Here is an 18,744-nt window from a genome sequence, read left to right on the forward strand (position 1 = left end):
ACATGCACTGTATGCTGGAACAGTGGCCACTCGACTGATACAAATCAGGAAAGCGCAAGGCAGAAAAAAGAGTAGATGCACAGACAAGGAATCGTATATGCAGCTCGAAATCGACATCATCAACGCCTTCACCGACACCCAGTTTGGCGGCAACTCCGCAGCGGTGATCATCACTAAAGAGTGGCTCAGCGAGCCCTTGATGCAGTCCATTGCCGCGCAAAACAATCTCTCGGAAACCGCATTTTTGCGTAGGCGTAGCGACAGCGAATACCAAATCCGCTGGTTTTCTCCATTAACAGAAATCGATTTTTGCGGTCACGCCACCCTGGCCTCAGCTTTTGTCGTATTTCGCAGGCATCCACACTTTAAAGGACTGAATTTCTTCGCCGAGGCAGTAGGTAATATGCACATCAGCCGCAACAGCGACGGCCTGATCTCCATGGACTTTCCCTCCCGCCCCCCACAACCACTGGCCAGTATTCCCAGTGACCTGCTCGAAGGACTGTCCATCACACCCACAGAGGTTCTGCGCAACAATCAAGCCTACTTTGCCGTTTACAGCGCAGAAGAAGATATTTTGCGCTTACAACAGGATGCTGCCAAGCTGGCTAGGCTCGCTCCCTATGATGTAGTAGTAACCGCACAATCAAAGAAGTACGATTTTATTTCCAGGTATTTCTGGCCCGCTAATGGTGGCGCCGAGGACCCAGTAACCGGGTCTATCCACACAGGTCTGGCACCCTACTGGGGAGAAAAGCTGGGCAAACCTAGTTTGATCGCCCACCAAGCTTCCAAGCGTGGCGGCCTACAACACTGCCAGCTAGAGGAAGAGCGAGTAATCATCTCCGGCAACGCCGTGCCATACCTTAATGGCATCATCGATGTAGCCGAATAATTTTTATGATTCGGCACGTTTGTGGCATCACCTGCGAAACCACAACCATATGTCATATGTAGGGCCCCCAAATAACCCCGAAAAAAAAGGAGTAGAAATGAATCACAAAGGCTCATGTCTCTGTGACGAAGTGCACTTTGAGGTAGAGGGGGAGTTTGAAAGCTTCTTTCTTTGCCACTGCGACCACTGCCGCAAAGACACCGGCTCCGCTCACGCTGCAAACCTGTTTTCTTCCTCGGCAAAACTGCAGTGGTTAAGCGGGGAAGAGTACATTAGGGTGTTTAGGCTCCCCTCGACCCGGCACGTAAAAAGCTTTTGTAGTCAGTGTGGCTCCGCACTGCCTTACGCGGATAAGGAAACAGGGCTAGTGGCGGTGCCCGCAGGCAGCCTCAACAGCCCCATCACCATCAAGCCCACAGGACATATCTTTATGGGCAGCAAAGCGGATTGGGACAAGGACCTGAGCAAAGCCCCCAAATTCGGCAGCTTTCCCCAGGAAGATAATGTTGATATTTCCTGAAAGAAACGCGGTGCCGCTCACAAATAAGTAAAACTGCACCGCATGCTGTTTATAGGCTTAGCCGGGATGACCATCCACTCTGGGCTGAAATAATACAGGGGTGTAGTAAATCAGAAACAGGGAGTAGCCAAGCACCCAGGCAATAATCGCGGCGAGAAAGCCGCTGGGGGCCGGCGCCCAAAAAATACGGGCCAGAGCGGACAGGGCCAGCGCGGCAAACGCCAGCGGCATCAAACGCGGCGCCTGTAGAATACGACCGGTGTGCCCCAAACTCACTCGACTGGTCATCGCCAAAATCAAGCCGCCGATGCCACCCACTGCAAAAGCGTGTAGCGCAGGACTTTGCCAGGCGGGAGCCACTCCACTCCAAGCCAGGGCGGCGAGAAAACACCCCAAAATCACCAGCCAATAGCTCAGGTGCAGAGACCAAACCATAGGCTCAGCCCAGATTTTAGTGGGGTGCCAACGCAGCACTCTTATTAGCTGCAAAACACCTAGAGACAAAGCAAGCAGTGCCCAGACTATTCTGGGTAAATCCAAGGCAACACTGAGTAGCAGCAGTACTACCGAGATATGCGTACCCCATTCAACTAGAGGTAATTTTTCCCGGGGACTCAAGTGGAAGCGTCGCGCAGTAAAGAAAGGAATAACTCTGCCACCAATGACCAGAATAATCCCTGTCACCAAAAGCAGAGCCATCAGTGCCACTCGGCTCTGTGCACCGGGCAATAGCCAATGACAGGCCGCTAGCCCGGCAAAGGCCAGCATAGCGGGCAACACAAACAGATTGCGCCACTGTTTTGTACGCAGCACTCGTGCCCCCAACAGGAATGCGGCCAACAGGAAGAAGGATACTTCAGCTACTACCGGCATCCACAGGGGCACTGCCGCGACCAGATACCCCAGGCGCGCTAGTAACCACAAGCCCACCAGGCTCATTAACTGGGGCCCCTTGGGCGAAGGGATTCCAGTCCAGGTTTGCATTGCAGTGCCAAGAAAACCCACCACCACCGCCGCCGCAAAGCCAAATAGCATTTCATGGGAGTGCCAGGCGATCCCCACGCGCAGCGCGGGCAATTGCCAGCCGGACAAAGAAGCCTGCCAGATCAACAGAGCAACCATGCTCCACAGGGCGCCACCCCAGAAGAAAGGCCGAAAAGGCATGCGCCAAAATGGAGCAATGGATTCCGCACTCGCGCGGTCGACAATGGGTATCACAGTCTGTTCTCCTTAAAAAAAGGGAGGTTAATTCTCCCGGGACAATTGCCTGCTTTCACAATGGTTCTCTCCGCAGTTATCACTTACTGCACAATGCCAGTACCACTGCCTCGACATCGGCGATAAAAACGAACGAAGGGTCACAGGAAGCAGCACCAATAAGTCCCGCATCTACTCAATGTTCGGCGTAAAGCCGACCCGATGATTCATCACAACGCGAATTAACGCCTGAGAGTCCATTCCAAGGATTGAGCATGCTGCTTATTTTCCCCCAATCAATCCCATTAGTTAATAGGAAATGATCATAGTTTTTTAATTTTATAACCCTATTTAAAAATAGGGTATTACCCGGCCCGCTAACTTAAAGTTGCACTTTAAGTTAAATTAAATTGAGCCATATAAAATTGAGCTGCAAGATTTTTTATTAAAAAATCAAAAAATGGTTATCTATAAAACCAATAACCATTCGGACCAAATCAGCGAAACACACCCAAGCCAACGGTTTATCCCTTCTGAACAATGCGCTCTCCACGCACAAACAAGATACTCACCAGCAGTGCCAACAATGCTAGATAAGCATTTACTAAAAATGCACGATCAATCCCCGCAGATAAGCTCGGAGCCAGAGAGACAATGGTAGTATTCATTGCGAGGCCAATCGCCCCACCAATAATCTGAAACATAAAAACCAACGCTGCAGCAAGACTGGCCCTGCCAGGGCCAACGGCTGTAACGGCAGCCGTTGTGATAGTTGGAAAAAAAAGACCCAGCCCAATCCCCAGTGATATCAGACCCGGTACTAAGTGCATATAGCGTGTATGTTCCAGCAAACTCGATAACAAGAACATTCCGCCCCCAAGAAAAATAGCCGCAGCAGATAAGATCACTTTTGCCCCCAGCAAGGCGTAGAGCCTACCGGCAATATAAGAGACAACCCCATAAGTCATCATAACTGGCAGCAGCCCAGCGCCTGACCAGACTGCGGAAAACTTCAACTCTTTTATCAAAAACTGAGGGACATAGAGCAACATTGAGACAAAAATAACCGAGAGTAAAAGTGTTGTAATGCCCACGGTAAGAAAGCGCCAATTAGTAGCCACATCCGCGGGAATAAGAGGATTACGCTCGGTGTGTGCCTCGGCCCAGGCGAACATGCAAAATGCAAGCACAGAAACAAAAAAGAGCCCAATAATTAAAGAACTCCCCAACCCCATATCCACAACAAGATCCAGCGCCAGCAATAGTGCCAACAAGCAAACAGATAGGAAAGTTATCCCTGCATAGTCCACCTGCTCATCGGCATTCTCTGGAGTGTCATCATCAATCACTCGCCAACTAATCAGCATTGCCAAAAATGCAATGGGAAAATTAATAAAAAATATCCAGCGCCAACTTAAAAAATCTGTTAGAAAACCTCCTAGTAGAGGACCCACCGAATTAGCAAACCCGCACACTGTCATAATCAACCCCCCGGCCTGCCCAGCCCTGCTCTCAGGCATTATCTGGTAGGTCATACCAAGGATCGCTGGCCACATTAGGGCCCCACCCACCCCCATCAATGCACGGCTGCCCAACAACATCCAGGTATTGACCGCAAAGCCACCTAGCAGGGAAAACAAAATAAATATACTGGTACCAATAAAAAAGAGCCGGCGACGCCCAAACATATCCGCCAGGCGACCGCCGGTTACTATCAATACGCCAAAGACTAAGGCATAACCATTGATCACCCACTGCATTGTGGAAATATCTGCATGAAAATGCTTCTGCATAGCCGGTATTGCCACAGAAAAGGCTGTAAAGTCATTGGCAATCAGAAATATCGCGAAAGTTAATGCGGTTAATGCAACAATCTGCTTTCGGGAAAGTGCATCTTTTGCCACCGCCATAAATACTCCAATCTTTCGACACTTGGATACATCAGCCCCATATATTCATGATTTTAGTGGGCAATCATTCCTGGCCCTGGACAATAATTGCAATTGGCAATGGTGGGCTTAGGCTAAAAATTGAGAGTCTAGTACCGCATTACCAGGAAATATTTCTCATAAGCCAAGCTATTCACCATCAAGTCAGAAAACTTTATTCCCAGGACTTTCATACTTCTTTCTCATACCGGCTTATCCATTTATCGTCAACACTTACCTATGTAAGCAAACTGAAATAGGCAAGTAACCCCTTAAAATCATGAGGTTTACCCTTACATAGCAGTGAGCGTAAGACTACAAAGAATTAGCAGCTGCACGCTAAATCATTCTGGTGAAGATACAAATATTCTAGACTTGCAGCCATTAACGTAGTGAATACTTAATGTAGAGGATGGAAATGGTAAATTTCACTTCGTTGAAAAAATCCGCCAACGACCGGCATCCAGGTAGAGACAAGTAGTAATGCCACTAACAATGGCTTGGAAAAGGTTCTTTGTGCAGTTCTGAAGCTTATCCTCCATTCAGAGCCGATCCAATGCAGTAACCCGACTTCGGCGCCGGGCATAGGCGGAAGCAGTAGCCAGCCGTTGAAGTCGGACTTTCTATTACAGGACAAAAAGCAAAGAGCGCTCTTTCCTCAATTTATTTGAAGAAAAAATACACTAGTAGCCAGCCTCAATATTTCAAACAAAACCAAGCACAGTACATACTCCTCTCCAACTCTTAAGTTTCTCATGAAAGAATGGCGGAACCGCAGCCATCCTCTATAAAACAAGATCTAAAATTTAGTGAATGCCCCATCAATAATGGGGTATCTAATAGCTGATTTTCGCCAGGGATTTAGCATTACCCAGAGATCTTTGTAGTAAAGGAGCATCTCATGAAAATCTCTCCTCTTGTCACCACCGCACTGGCTATCGCCATCAGCGGGGGGGCTCTCGCCGACAATAACTTTGTTATCCTCAATCAATTTGGCACCGGGAATAGCGCCACCGCTAATAATGGCGACTCCGATGTCAATAACAGTTTGATCATACAGACCCAGATTGGGGTAAATAACACCGTGGACGCCCTGCAAATTGATGGCACCAGCAACAGTGTTATCAGACAGACGCAAGTAGGCGTGACGAACAACAGCGAAGCCGCTCAGGAAAACACCACCGCTAGCAGCATCAGCACCGAGCAAACTGGGGACAATAACCAGGTCAATGCCGGCCAGGGAACGACAAGCGATAGCAGCAACTCAGTAATTCAACTGGGAGCATCTAATAATGCTAATGCGCAGCAAGTCATTGTCACTGCCAGTAGCCAACAGGTACAACAGACAGGCGAGCACAATACGGCGGGATCCCTTCAGGAAAATACCAGTGACAGCAGCGGCATCCTCCGTCAGTTTGGTAGTGCCAACAGCGCTAACATCCTGCAGTTCCTAAGTTCAGAGAGCAGTGCCGATATTTTTCAGGTGGGCTCCGAGAACAGCAGCCGCGTGGACCAGTTGGATAGTACTTCCGTTGTGGGCTCGATCATCCAGGTCGGCAGCAACAACTTCGCAAAAATTTCTCAACTTGATGGAAACACAGATACCTCTCGAATAGAACAGGCAGGCTCACAAAACTCTGCGGAAACCAGCCAATGGGTCAGCAGATCCAACTCGGTTAGTATCACTCAGTTGGGCATACTTAACTCTGCCACCAGCAATCAAAACTTCTCCAGGGATGGCGTTATTAATATTAACCAAGAAGGGGGCGATAACAGCGCAATGGCAAACCAGAATGCCCTGCTAAGCAGCGCTCTTATCAGTCAGGCCGGCAATCACAACGCGGTCACTTCCACTCAGCTGGGTATCGATGTGCGTTTTTCCGCTTTCCAGGTGGGAGAGAGTAATAGTCTTACACTGGAACAAAATGGCAGCTTACTTACCACTACCTCCGCGCAGATCGGCAGCTTGAATACTGCAGAAATCAACCAAAGTGGGTTGCGCAATAACCTGGAATTACTGCAAGTCGGCAGCGCCAATTTTAATCAGGTCACACAGTCAGGAACTGATGGCAACTCTATTGTAATTCAAATTGGCAACGCCAATACCCTGCATATTTTCCAGTGAGTGAATCAGTGTAATTTTGTCAGTATTGACTCTATGAGTTATCCACAGGTGGGGAAAACGGAAAAGCGCGAGAAAGGAGTAGTAAAAAGGTGACCCGGCGTTGGGGATGGTACCGGGTCACTTTGCAAGCGGGTAAGGGTCTGACAGGGGCGTTAACACACCCCTCTTTTTTTTAATTTTGGTAATCGATTGTCATATCAAAGTTACCTTCCACACACTTGGCATAGTCGCCTTCATTCAGTGCTGAGTAGGCCGTTTGGTAGTTCACCAGCTGACAAGCGAAACTCTCATTATTGGGGTTATCGGCAGACCAGCCCCAATCTTTATCCCAGTAAATATTCAGGGAGGCAGCACCGCCCGTCTCGAACTGGCCCATATTGGCACACCCCAACTCTTCATCCGCGGGAATATCCACACCCAGGTACTCTGTGAAGCTTTGGTAGTAATCTATACGATTCTGGGAGCGGGAATCCTCTGAACCCTTACTACACTCGATAGCGCCGTTCACAATATTGGTGGTCACACCAAAACCGGAGGTCAGGTTATTCGCCAAATCAACGCTATTGGGCTCCCAGGTACCATCAACGACATGCAACATGCTCGGCTTGGGAGGCTGTGGATATACGAAGAAGAAGATGGCACTGGCCAAGTTCAACCAGGTATCCGCAACTAGCTCCGGATTCTCCAACAGGGTGTAAATATCACCGTACATGGCCTGAGAGAAGGGACCGTAGTTATAGTTCCAGCTCAGCTGTTTGGCGCCGCGACCAAAGTAACTCTTGTAGCCACCATCCGCATTGATGGCGCAGGGCCATACATCTGCCGCCCAGCTGCTGCTGGATTCACAGGCACCATAGCCACCAGAAGTCTCTTCGGTCCAACCGATTTCGCGAATCCAGTAAAGACCCTGGCGCCATTCCGGCTCATCCCAGGCAGCTGCATGGGCACCAGTCTCCTGGCCGAAGTGGGCAAACATCACCGCCAGTACCTTGCGACAGATGGCATCGGAATCGCGGCCATCGGTGTACTCACCACAGAAGGCTGGAAACTTGGCCACCGCGCGCAGAAAATTGGTGTAGGTATATTCCTCGGCCCGCAACGGGAACAGATAATTCCAGGTATCTTCGGATATAACACTTTCAACGCGCTGCACGTTTTCCGGATTGGCATTGCGACCGGGCTGAACCGCTTCCACAATACTGTTATCACGGGTCTCAACGGTATGCTTCACCTCTTGCAGAAGCGAGTCGGTGGTACGGGTAGTCTCCTCCGCCTCGAGTTCACTCAGGCCCATCACATGACCACTGGCAGAGGCACAACCGGTTTGGTTGATGCTCACTTCCGCAACATCACTGGCCGCTGAGGAATCGGTAGCCGTCAACTGGAAGGTGTAAGTCACATTGCTGTACACCTCAGACAGGACCGCCTGGGTGGAACTGCCCACGTAGTTGGAGAGCTTGATCGAGGGACCACCGGTCTGGCTCCAGATATAGCTCATGCCACTGCCGCCGGTGGATTCGGAACCATTCAAAGTGATACTGCCGGAACAACCCACACTATTGGCGGAAGCGGAGATCACCGCATTCACTGCCCCACCGGAGTTGTCGTTATCGGTGGAATCGTCATCATCGCCAGTATCGACAGCGAAATTCTGCACAGTAATCTGTGCCTCTTCGGTGGTCTCGCCATCACTGACAATCAGGCTGAAGACATAACTCACATCATAGGTCGTAGCCGGTAGGGTCACAGAAGTGGAGGCACTGGCACCTGAGGCAATATTCGCTTCGGGGGAGCTCGGTGAGAGCTGCGCCCAGCTATAGCTAAGTGTGTTATCGCCACCGGATGCGCTGGCACTAAGTTGAACAGTACCGCCACCAGTCAGTTGCGATTGCGAGGAGGATACGTTTAGGGAGATCGGCGTGGAGCCTGAATTGCCATCGTTGCTGTCGCCGGTATCACCGTCATCGTCGTTGTCATTGCTTCCGCCATCGGCACAACCATCGGCCTCTTTGAGGATCCAGGGGGAGTCCCATGTATTTTGTGCGGTCAATGCATCAGAAGGTAAGTCGCTCCCATTGGCCCACCACTGAGCAAGGAAAACATCACCGGCGTAGCAAACTTCACTGCCCTTGCGGTAGCTTTGTCCGGATTGATAAGTGGCAACATCACTGGAACCGGAGCTACCAGAGCCACCCGTACTACCGGAATTGCCGGAGTCTGAGCCTGAACTATTACTGTCATCGTTGCTGCCAGAATCACCGTTGTCGGCACTATCGTCGGAATCGCCAGTATTACTACTATCTCCCGAGTCCCCGCCGGAAGCATCACAAGCTCCCGCCTCTTCCAAAATCCAAGGGGAATCCCAGGTGTTTTGCGCAGTTAGCGCCTGGGCTGGACGCTGTTCAGCAGTAGCCCACCACTGAGCTTTAAAAAGATCGCCGTCATAACAGACTTGACTGCCCCCTTGGTAGTGTTGGCCTTCCACATAGTCTTCAGCAGGCTGATCGGCAGCCGCGCTCTGGGCACCAATCACCAGTGCCGAAGCAATGGCAGTGCGTATAAAAAGGTGGTTCATAGAATCTCCGCTATTCGTTTTTAGGCTTCTATTAAAAACGTTGATATATGCGATGAGGTGGCTTAGCCGGCTGGCGTTATTTCAGGAACAATGAATTAAGAATTCGTGGATAAAACCTACAACGGTTTTTCTATCAATAATATATGACCCGAACGTCCCATATTTTCAGTCGAGCCTTCATTTACTGACAGGAATAATATTCCTAAACCCCGCTTACTCTTATTTCGGTACAAATAGCTGCACCAGTTAATATTTTCGACAAATACTTAAAATTGTTCTGTGCCCTAGCAAAAGCCCCATACAAGCACTGCAGATTCGATTGAGGCATGATGGAATGGTTCCCATAATGAAAAACAATTCTTTACAAAACGGAAAGCCTAGAAAAGCCAAAAAGTACCCTAAAAGACTCAAAGCGAAGAACTTTAATACCGTTTAAAAACCCAGATAACTGACAAATAGCCAGCCCTGCCCAAGCAAAATAGAAATTTAATTTAAATAAATAAATCCAGAACCAAGAAAGCCAGCAACTTCAATAGAAAATTTCTTCAATTAGAGCAGGTGAAAAACTTCTTCCATATTTCCTCCACATTTATAGGTTATCGGGCGTCACTTAAAGCCAATTTGCAGAGGCGCAAGGTAAGGAAAGGATCATCATAAGCTCTATCCAAGAGCAAATCCCAGCACTCATATTTAGTTCATAGAGCTAACACTTCGAAGGAAGAGCTACCGACAAGGAACACTAAGCTTGGAAAATAAAAAGTTATCAGTATTAAGCTACAATAGTGGTGCTTTATTTTAGCAATACGAAAATCCAGGTAGGCATCCCCTCTTCACGCTTGCCAAAAATAAGAGATACAAAATCTAACTTTCAAGCACAAAAGATTCGAACCCCCAAGAAAATCTGCCTTATCTAAACAGCAACTAAGCTAATAAATTAGCAATCAGGCAGAAAAATGAATATTAATTATCCTCCGGCACTCATTGGCAGGTCTAAGCTAAAGAAGTAAAGGAAAGTCTCTTAACTGTCGTTTTACAAACCATACTCTACCCCCTAGCCAATAAGACATTGCATTAAAGGCTTGCCAGGGAGAGCAGCGAAAACTAGGATACAACTTCTAGTCTGCTTGAGGTTGTTACAGATGGGTGATCCACGAGAAATAGATATTCGCCAAGTGTCCAAGCTTAGCGGGCTTCCCTCTTCGACTCTTAGATATTATGAAGAAAAGGGTTTGATTCAATCCATTAGCAGACGAGGTATCGCCAGAGTCTTTCATGCTAGTGTACTTGAGCAGCTCTCCTTGATCTCCCTAGCACGCTATGCCGGCTTCTCGCTTGACGAAATTGCCTGCATGTTCACTTATAGTGACAAACCCAATATCGACCGTGATCAGCTGCTTCAAAAAGTAGAAGCTCTGGATAAAAATATTCAACGCCTAGTAGCTATGCGCGATGGCTTTAAGCATTTAGCCAATTGCCCCGAAGACAACCAGCTGGAGTGTTCTAACTTCCAAAATCTTGTGAAGGGGGCAATGAATCTGCAACATGAGGATGAGCAAACTGTAAATCCAGACTGCTGTGTAAAAAAGACAAGAATAAAATAAGGCCCACGGTAAACATCACTAAATCCCAGATTTACTTCTCCCTGTCAGTCAAGCAACCTAGTTGATTAGTTATTTAGTTACTAGCGAATGAGAAGTAGAGTGATGTTCTGATAGTTATATTCTTTCAAGGATATTTCCTCTAAGATCTACCCACTCTAAAGTGTATATCCTCTTAGATCGACCTTGATTAGGTACTCATAGTCACAAAAGGATTGATGCAGAAACCCATTCGCACTCTTCAAGATCAATGCTACTCCCGTACAACACTAATTGACTAGGATAACGATTCTAGTCGATTCATTGCTGATTTTACGCCCCCCACTAACCAGGAATAAAGGGTCGGTGGCAGCTACCACTCCTGATTACTGTACTATTGTTGTAAATAAGAGAGAAAGCATCTGGTTTCTATGAAGGTACTAATTGTCGGTGCGGGGCCAACGGGTCTTACTCTTGCCGTGGAATTAGCACGTCGAAAAATATTCGCCAAGATTATAGATAAACGCGATAGCGCCTCGACTCTGAGCAGGGCTGTTGGAATTACCTCTAAAAGTTTGGAATTACTCTCCCATTCAGGGGTATCCAAAAAATTGATTGAAGAGGGGGTACCCATTCAAACAGCTTGCATCTATCGAGGTAGTCACCTTGCCTTGACTATGCCCCTGCACTCCAGCTCCTCTTATTTTCCAACCATCTTAGGTCTACCCCAGGATCGTACCGAAACCATCCTAGCAGAATCACTGGCTTCAAAGGGTGTGCAGGTCGAATATAAACTTGCGCTCAATACCTTTCGTGAGGAAGCGCAATACGTTGTGGCCCAGTTCTCTAACAACGAGGAGGAAAACTTCGATCTTATTATCGGCGCTGATGGTGTTCATAGCGTAGTTCGACAGAATGCCAACATCCCCTACCCCGGATTCGACTTAAAAGAACTTTGGTCTATAGCCGATGTAGAGGTTGATGATTGGCCTCACCCTCAAACATTTACGTTAGCTCAGATTAAGTCCGGAGTTGTGGTGGTTTCAGTTCCTATAGGCAAAAATCGATACCGCTTTGTAGCTAGCTGCGAAAAGGCATTGGAGGCATTTCCCCTCCCTCTAAGGATCCACAAAGTACGACGGGAGGGCATTTTCAAAATCTCTATCCGCCAAGCAAGGAGCTACTCCAAAGGAAGAGTGCACCTAGCAGGTGATGCAGCACACTGCCATTCTCCAGTTGGGGGGCGGGGCATGAATCTGGGGATTGCGGATGCGGCCGAGTTAGCCCGGTGTATCGCGGAAGGTCAACTGGATAGATATTCTGCGCTTCGTCATCGAGAAGATAGGAAGGTCATCGATATCACTGAACATGGAAGAAAAATTGTCACTGAGCAATCTTTCCTCAGCAAAATTGAATTTAGCGCCCTCTTGGCTGCCGCCAATCATCTGCCTTTTATTAAAAGGAGACTTAGCAGGTTTGTGGTGGAGTTTTAATAAAAGGAAATTCTCCCCAAACAAATTCACCTCAAGTCACACTAAATTCTGTCATCATGCCAGAATCCTCATGCTCGAGAACGTGGCAGTGTACCATGTAGGGCATATCCGGCATTGCCTCAAGGGGAAAGCGAACATAGATCTCCGCACTGCCAGCATTGGATATGGGTACCGTATCTTTCCAGCCACGCATATACGGGGGCGGAGTGGCGTCGTTAAGCTTGATCAGGCGAAACTGGCAACCATGAATATGTACAGGGTGCAGCATTGTGTCGCTGCCTTCTGAAATGCGCCAGCGCAAATCCTTGTTAATGGGGACCTTAAAGCCCGGCTCAGTAAATGAAAAGGAAACACCACTGACCGCATTGGCTGTCAGCTGGGCTTTCAGTGGCAAAGCCGGTGCCTCGGTTATCAATTTGAGAACCTTAGCTACCACTGCAGGATCAGTTGTTCCTGAGTTAACCATTTTCTCCAGGCCTGTGGCATCAATTAGCTTATCGGAGATCTTTCGGCGGTTCATCTGCATAACCAACTGCTGACTGACCGGAGGCAATGTTGTGGGTATGTCTGGCATTGAGACCAACTGCTCAGGCAGGGTTCCCTGCCCCTCCGAATTGCTAGGCAAGACACTGAGAAACACCACTGGTCCATCGAATGGAGGCAGGCGCATCACCTGCTGGGGCACCGGCAAGGTTAAAAAATCAAAGGGCTGGCCATTGCGGGCATCCACCATCACCTCATAGCGCTCCCCAGCAGCAATTGGTAGTTCTTTCACCTCTACCGGTTCCGGCAAAAATCCACCATCAGTGGCAATCACATATAGGGGCCGTTGATCACTAGTGGAAAGCCGGTAGTTGCGACCATTTGAGCCATCCAGGATTCTGAAACGCAGCCACCCTTTGGGAGGTTTGACCACCGGATTGATCACGCCATTAGTGAGTAGGTGGTCACCACAATAACCGGCGGCAACAGTAATTTCATTAAAGCAATGAAAGAAACTGCCATCTTTATTGAAGCGTCGATCCTGGATAATCACGGGGATATCATCCACGCCCCAGCGCTTAGGTAGAGGCAACGCATCACTATTTTCATCATCGATAATAATAAGCCCTGCCAATCCCTTGAGTACGAGCTCAGCAGTAGTGGGATAGAGATGGGGATGAAACCAAAGTGTCGCCGCCTGCTGGATAATAGGCAGTTTTGCAGTCCAAGTCTGACCTGGCTTGATGGGCATATAGGGGCCACCATCGGCATGACCAGGTACAATTAACCCGTGCCAGTGTGCAGTTACATTTTGAGTTAGCAGGTTATGTACATTGGCTACCACCGTTTCACCTTTGTGGAAGCGCAAAGCCGGCCCCAAAAAGGGCCCATTAAATCCATAGGTTGGCGTTGTTACTCCTTTCAGGAAAGTCTGCTTGGCTGGCTTAGCCACTAGATCAACTTTGCCCGATGAGTCAGCTCTCAATACAGGGGGAATTGGCAGTAAGGGCCTTGTAGAAGAGTCTGCGGGGCCAGTAGATTGGGCCTTCGTATGGGCTCCAGTCAATAGAGAAGCCGCCAAGGTACCTAAACAGAAGTCCCGACGCGATAAACGAGACACGAATAACACCTCCTTGTAACCCCGGCATTAGCAGTTAGATCTTTTATAGTGCTGCTTGAACAGTGTGTTTACAGTAACCGCGTCAAGCCTTAAGGCAGCATAGACCTTAAAAAACAACCAGTGAAATGGAAAATGAAATCGAAGCGCCAGATACTAAAGAAGCAAATGCAAAATCCAAAATTAACACTACGAAAAAACCATTGATGTAGGCAATATATTTTCATCTCTAGCGGGCGAAGAAACCACATAACTAAAAGAATTATACGGAATCCAATTTACTGGATATCCTGCAGTTTCCCACAAGCAAATATATCTAGCCCCTTAGGTAAAAACGACTCTATATTGATGCAGACAAACATGAAATATGAGAAATTTTTCTCGTATGCGAATCTCTTAAATTATCGATACTGGCAGGGAAAACTTCTGTGCAATCTTAAATAAATGATCAGAACTTTCACTTTGATGCAGTTGGCAATCCCAAAAATGGCACACAAGAAAACAATAAAAATGGTCTGGCCGCCAACCAATCGTTTATCACAGTTCCTCAATCTACCAATTATCCAAATTAAAAAATCGACGCCAATGAACGACCTTCGTGAAAATGGATGCCAGCACCATACTTTCTTCTCATATAATTAGTACTTATCTCTTATGGCGTGAAATCTGGCCTACTCCGATACTTTATGAGAAGTTTTACCCACATGCACGAAGGGGACTCAAAGTGAAGTATCTGGCCTCACAATATCTGGTTACTCAATAAATGGTTGAGTACAATTAGTCCTTCAACGAAAAGCCTCTATCTTTTTTGGCTTTTTACAACCTGTTAAATAAGGTCATAGGTTTCCAAAAGCCGACCTCCGATACTGACGATTTCCTTAGATTTAAGTAGTAAAGGAGACACTAATGCCCCCGTATATCAATTTTATTCCTGGGGTGCTTATTTTTCTCAGCGCCACGACTCTTGCGGTAGACAGCTCTATTCCACGAAACCAATTAGTCTCGAAAAGCAGCCTTAACAGCAATCAATTATCACTGGAAATTGACAACTCTATCGAGGAAATTCAGTCAGGTCATAACAATAAGACCATTATTGAACAAAAACCTGAAACTATTGATAGCAGTATTCAAGCCACCCAAACTGGCCAGAGAAACCAAGCCACTATTTACCAGATTGGCAGCATCTCATCGTCTATTACAACCCAACAGTTTGGTAACGCCAACATAGTATCTGCCAGCCAGAATAATAGCCTCGATAGCAAAATATCCATATTACAGATAGGCAACCAAAACTCATCTAACGCCACTCAAAATGCAGGGAAAAATAATAACATCACAAGCATTCAGGAGGGACATAATAATATATTTACCTCCACGCAAGAAACCAGCACTTCCAGCAATATAAAAGCTACTCAATATGGAAATAAACATAAAATTGCTGTAAAGGAAAATGAAACGAGTTTCTCCAACACCATATCGTCCCTTCAATTTAACAAAGAAAACTTTGCCTCTATTTATTTGGTTGATGTTAACAATAGCAATATTGACCTACTCCAAGATGGCGGTAAGAATTTCATTGAGATATCTCAATCTTTGTCTACCGAAAGCAGGTTAGAAGTCCGGCAGTATGATGAATTTAACCGCGCACTGATTAGTCAGGAAAAAAGCTTTTTTAGCAATATTACGATGTTGCAAAGGGGCGAAGCCAACCAGGCCTCAGTTATGCAGTCTGGGACATACAATACCATTGAGCTCAACCAGAGGGGGAAAGATAACGATGCCCTCCTAAAGCAAGTTTCTGATCAAAGCACAATGGAAATTCAGCAATCCAAATCAGGTAATCAGATCACCGCTAATCAACTCATTACAGAGCTAAGCACATTAAAATCTAACCAATTTGGCTCAGACAATATACTCACAGCGAATCAGAGTGGTCTCTCCATCAGTATCTCCAGCGAACAGCTTGGTGCTAAAAATATTAGCGAAATTGAACAAGCAGGAGAATACCTTAGTATTATCACACACCAGACAGGCTCTAAAAATTTTGCAAATATTATCCAGACAGGGGAAGATCTGAGCATATCTGCTAGTCAAGTTGGTGACCGAAATAACCTCTCTATCATCCAAAAAGGAATTTCAAACTATATAAAAAGCATACAAATCGGCAATGAAAACAGACAGGATATCGTGCAAAACAGCCAAAACAATTACATCATGGTTATTCAGGTTGGGCAAAATAATAGTAGCGTGATATGGCAATAAATTATTGATAAACCCAACTTCTAATACTGAGAAATACGTTAAATAACTCATCAATAAAAGCTGCATTATGTATCAACTGCAAATTTAAGACTATCTTGGTTTCAACTATTAAGTGCAATCTTTTTATACCGCAAGCAGATCATCTTGCAGCCCCATAAATAACTCATTCGGTGACCTTCCACCCCGACTCGCTCTTGGTCTACTATTCAGGCGATCCATTACAAATTTAACCTGCTCGCCTGTTACTTTATTAAAGTCGGTATCCTTTGGGAAATACTGTCGAATGAGGCCGTTAGTATTTTCATTAATCTCCCTCTCCCAGGATGAATATGGGTGAGAAAAATAAATATTAGCTTCTAAGCCTTCTGCAATTGTTTCATGACCAGCAAATTCAAGACTATTATCGAAGGTAATTGTTTTGAATTTATTTTTGAAACTCACCATGTGACTAACCGCTGCTTCAGCCAATAAGTCTGATCGTTTACCTGTTAATCTGACAATAACAGTAAATAGCGTCTTGCGTTCAATCATGGTCAGCAAAGCTCCACCACACCCCTTGTCTATAACGGTATCACCTTCCCAGTCACCTATCAGATTCATCCGATCAACAACTCCTGGCCGTTCATCTATGCTCACTCTGTTTTTAATTTTTCCACGTCGATCATACTTACCGTAGCGCTTACGATAAGGCTTTGATGCAAGCCTAAGATGCTTGTATAAGTCTCCACCATTTGCCTGATCTAAATAAATAAGTTGGTAGATCGTTTCATGATGTAACGATACACGTGTATGTTTCTTTAAATAGCTTGCAGTCTGCTGGGGACTTAATTCTTTCCGAGTCAGGATGTCTATTTGTTGCCAAACTCCATCAGTCACTTTCTGTGCCTTATACGCTTGTCGGCGTCTAAGCTCCGAGAGCTTATGTGCTTGCCCTGGGCGATACCCCCGCAAGCCTGTATTGCGTCGCAGCTCTCGGCTGATCGTCGAGGGATGTCTCTCCAACAGGTCTGCTATTGCTTTTTGAGAGTGTCCGGCTTTTCTTGGGCTGTAAATCTGGTATCGTTCGTTCTCGCTCAGTTGGTAGTAGCTCATTAGCGTCTTTCTCTTGGTCGGGAGAGGTGTCGACTCTACCAGCTGAGCCCTCCCTTACCAATTGCACTTATTATCCGAAACCAAGTATTATTTAACTGAACTTTTAAAATCAAACATTACCAGGCTGTCACCATAAGCAAAGCACGCTTACCTACCAGAAATTTCAGTGGATCAGAGAAAATGGACCCTTCCCTGATAAAACATTTATCCGAAACACTGCATCATGAATACAGATTCTTTGCACCGTGCTAATTCCCACTCCTTTCGTAAAGAAGGGTCTTAAAAGATTTTGGTTTTAGATAATATATGCAATTGGTAATGAATAGCCTGAGGGAGTCAAAGTAGAGGGTAACCGAATGAACTTTTTAAGTGGTTACAAGACAATCTACCTACAGGATAAGAGAATTCCAGTTATCACTTGGAACCAATCGATGTTAACCAACCAGAGCTAAGCCTCTTCATCTTTTGATGTATCCGCTCACTATTAATAGTAATGCTAGTTCTTCACGGAGTTCTGATTATTTATTCTGGAAAGCATTTAGATAGGGAACGAAGGTAGACTAACACTTCTGGACAAACTGCCATATGAATTTTTAGACTGATTAAAATGGTGCCAATAATTTTTACCGGCACCACCACTCTACTAACTAAAACTTTTCGTAAGTAAAGACTTTTAAATCTACATCGTTAATTACATCCAAGTCACCCTGGATATCGATGGTTAAGGTTTCACACTTCTCGCCAGAAATTGAGGCGTTGTCTATAGTTAAGACCACCTCACTACGAAAATCTGAAATAGGTACACTGGTGTAAACATTCTTATTATCCCTGTCAGCTCCTATTGCCGTTCTACTACCATCTTTAGCAACACAGTTTGCGGTGACCCTAACATCATAAACAAAATCGAAAATCCTGGGATGATTTCTTGTGTAGCAATTATCCCTTCCGTATGTATAACGACAGATAACATCGGGGTTCAACCGACCTAAACCTGAAACGATTGCGGTAATATCAAAAGTTATTTCCTGCCCCTCATCACCTAGGATATCAATGTCGGCAACTCGCTGAGTATCTGAACTATGAGAGTATTCTGTGACACTATGCTTAACTCCGCTAATAAAAACCACTTCAGCAAACGATTGATTCACAAACAGTAAAGCCAGTGCGGGCAGCATATACTTCAAAAACTTCATTTTTCATCCTTAAAAAAATATATACGAGCAGGCAGTATAAATACTCTGTTATTAACTAACAAGAAATCACCAACCTCACTCAGAAAAACTGTTAAGATTCCCTAGCCATAAGAATCCCTCCACCGCAGTCATTTTAGGAGGCGGCAAATATACTTCGAGCTTTAAAACCGCCAACATGCTTCTGAGAATGTACCAAGGTGCCACTAACTGACAAACAAATTGAGTAGCGACAGGTCTGGCAGACAGACTTCTTATATGAATCTCGAAAACCCTTTTCAAGGGACCAA

12 protein-coding genes are annotated in these 18,744 nt (G+C 46.2%); 6 read left to right on the forward strand and 6 right to left on the reverse strand.

What is annotated here, in order from left to right:
- The first annotated feature begins 97 nt into the window (after positions 1-97).
- Together FIU95_RS16175 and FIU95_RS16180 are read left to right on the forward strand one after the other, a co-directional pair.
- Complete coding sequence (locus tag FIU95_RS16175; protein WP_152454743.1) at positions 98-895, forward strand: PhzF family phenazine biosynthesis protein; 798 nt, start codon at positions 98-100, stop codon at positions 893-895.
- Between the two features lie 97 nt (positions 896-992).
- A complete protein-coding gene (locus tag FIU95_RS16180; RefSeq protein ID WP_152454744.1) occupies positions 993-1,415 on the forward strand; it encodes a GFA family protein in 423 nt (140 codons plus the stop codon).
- A 57-nt stretch (positions 1,416-1,472) separates the two neighbouring features.
- Here the strand turns inward: FIU95_RS16180 and FIU95_RS16185 are convergent, their stop codons facing one another.
- Together FIU95_RS16185 and FIU95_RS16190 are read right to left on the reverse strand one after the other, a co-directional pair.
- On the reverse strand, positions 1,473-2,633 hold the full coding sequence (locus FIU95_RS16185; RefSeq protein ID WP_152454745.1) for an NnrS family protein: 1,161 nt from the start codon (positions 2,631-2,633) through the stop codon (positions 1,473-1,475).
- A gap of 503 nt (positions 2,634-3,136) precedes the next feature.
- Positions 3,137-4,522: an MFS transporter gene (locus FIU95_RS16190; RefSeq protein ID WP_152454746.1), complete on the reverse strand. Its 1,386-nt coding sequence runs from the start codon at positions 4,520-4,522 to the stop codon at positions 3,137-3,139.
- A gap of 919 nt (positions 4,523-5,441) precedes the next feature.
- On the opposite strand from FIU95_RS16190, the gene FIU95_RS16195 reads away from it, so the two are divergent.
- A complete protein-coding gene (locus FIU95_RS16195; RefSeq protein WP_152454747.1) occupies positions 5,442-6,665 on the forward strand; it encodes a hypothetical protein in 1,224 nt (407 codons plus the stop codon).
- 172 nt (positions 6,666-6,837) lie between these two features.
- Here the strand turns inward: FIU95_RS16195 and FIU95_RS21365 are convergent, their stop codons facing one another.
- On the reverse strand, positions 6,838-9,240 hold the full coding sequence (locus FIU95_RS21365) for a chitinase (RefSeq protein WP_152454748.1): 2,403 nt from the start codon (positions 9,238-9,240) through the stop codon (positions 6,838-6,840).
- Between the two features lie 1,139 nt (positions 9,241-10,379).
- Here FIU95_RS21365 and FIU95_RS16205 point away from each other — a divergent pair.
- Together FIU95_RS16205 and FIU95_RS21555 are read left to right on the forward strand one after the other, a co-directional pair.
- Positions 10,380-10,841 carry a helix-turn-helix domain-containing protein gene (locus tag FIU95_RS16205; RefSeq protein WP_172975433.1) on the forward strand — a complete coding sequence of 154 codons (462 nt, stop codon included), beginning with the start codon at positions 10,380-10,382 and terminating at the stop codon, positions 10,839-10,841.
- Between the two features lie 407 nt (positions 10,842-11,248).
- Positions 11,249-12,310: an NAD(P)/FAD-dependent oxidoreductase gene (locus FIU95_RS21555; protein WP_152454749.1), complete on the forward strand. Its 1,062-nt coding sequence runs from the start codon at positions 11,249-11,251 to the stop codon at positions 12,308-12,310.
- A 31-nt stretch (positions 12,311-12,341) separates the two neighbouring features.
- On the opposite strand, the gene cueO is transcribed toward FIU95_RS21555, so the two are convergent.
- Positions 12,342-13,913: a multicopper oxidase CueO gene (gene cueO, locus FIU95_RS16215; RefSeq protein ID WP_152454750.1), complete on the reverse strand. Its 1,572-nt coding sequence runs from the start codon at positions 13,911-13,913 to the stop codon at positions 12,342-12,344.
- A gap of 903 nt (positions 13,914-14,816) precedes the next feature.
- On the opposite strand from cueO, the gene FIU95_RS16220 reads away from it, so the two are divergent.
- Positions 14,817-16,172 (forward strand): hypothetical protein, encoded by a 1,356-nt coding sequence (locus FIU95_RS16220; protein ID WP_152454751.1) that lies wholly within the window; start codon positions 14,817-14,819, stop codon positions 16,170-16,172.
- Between the two features lie 123 nt (positions 16,173-16,295).
- Here FIU95_RS16220 and FIU95_RS16225 read toward each other — a convergent pair whose 3' ends face one another.
- Complete coding sequence (locus tag FIU95_RS16225; RefSeq protein WP_152454752.1) at positions 16,296-17,264, reverse strand: IS30 family transposase; 969 nt, start codon at positions 17,262-17,264, stop codon at positions 16,296-16,298.
- Between the two features lie 647 nt (positions 17,265-17,911).
- A complete protein-coding gene (locus tag FIU95_RS16230; RefSeq protein WP_152454753.1) occupies positions 17,912-18,457 on the reverse strand; it encodes a hypothetical protein in 546 nt (181 codons plus the stop codon).
- Positions 18,458-18,744: the final 287 nt, after the last annotated feature.

The organism is Microbulbifer sp. THAF38, from assembly GCF_009363535.1.
Classification (GTDB): Bacteria; Pseudomonadota; Gammaproteobacteria; order Pseudomonadales; family Cellvibrionaceae; genus Microbulbifer.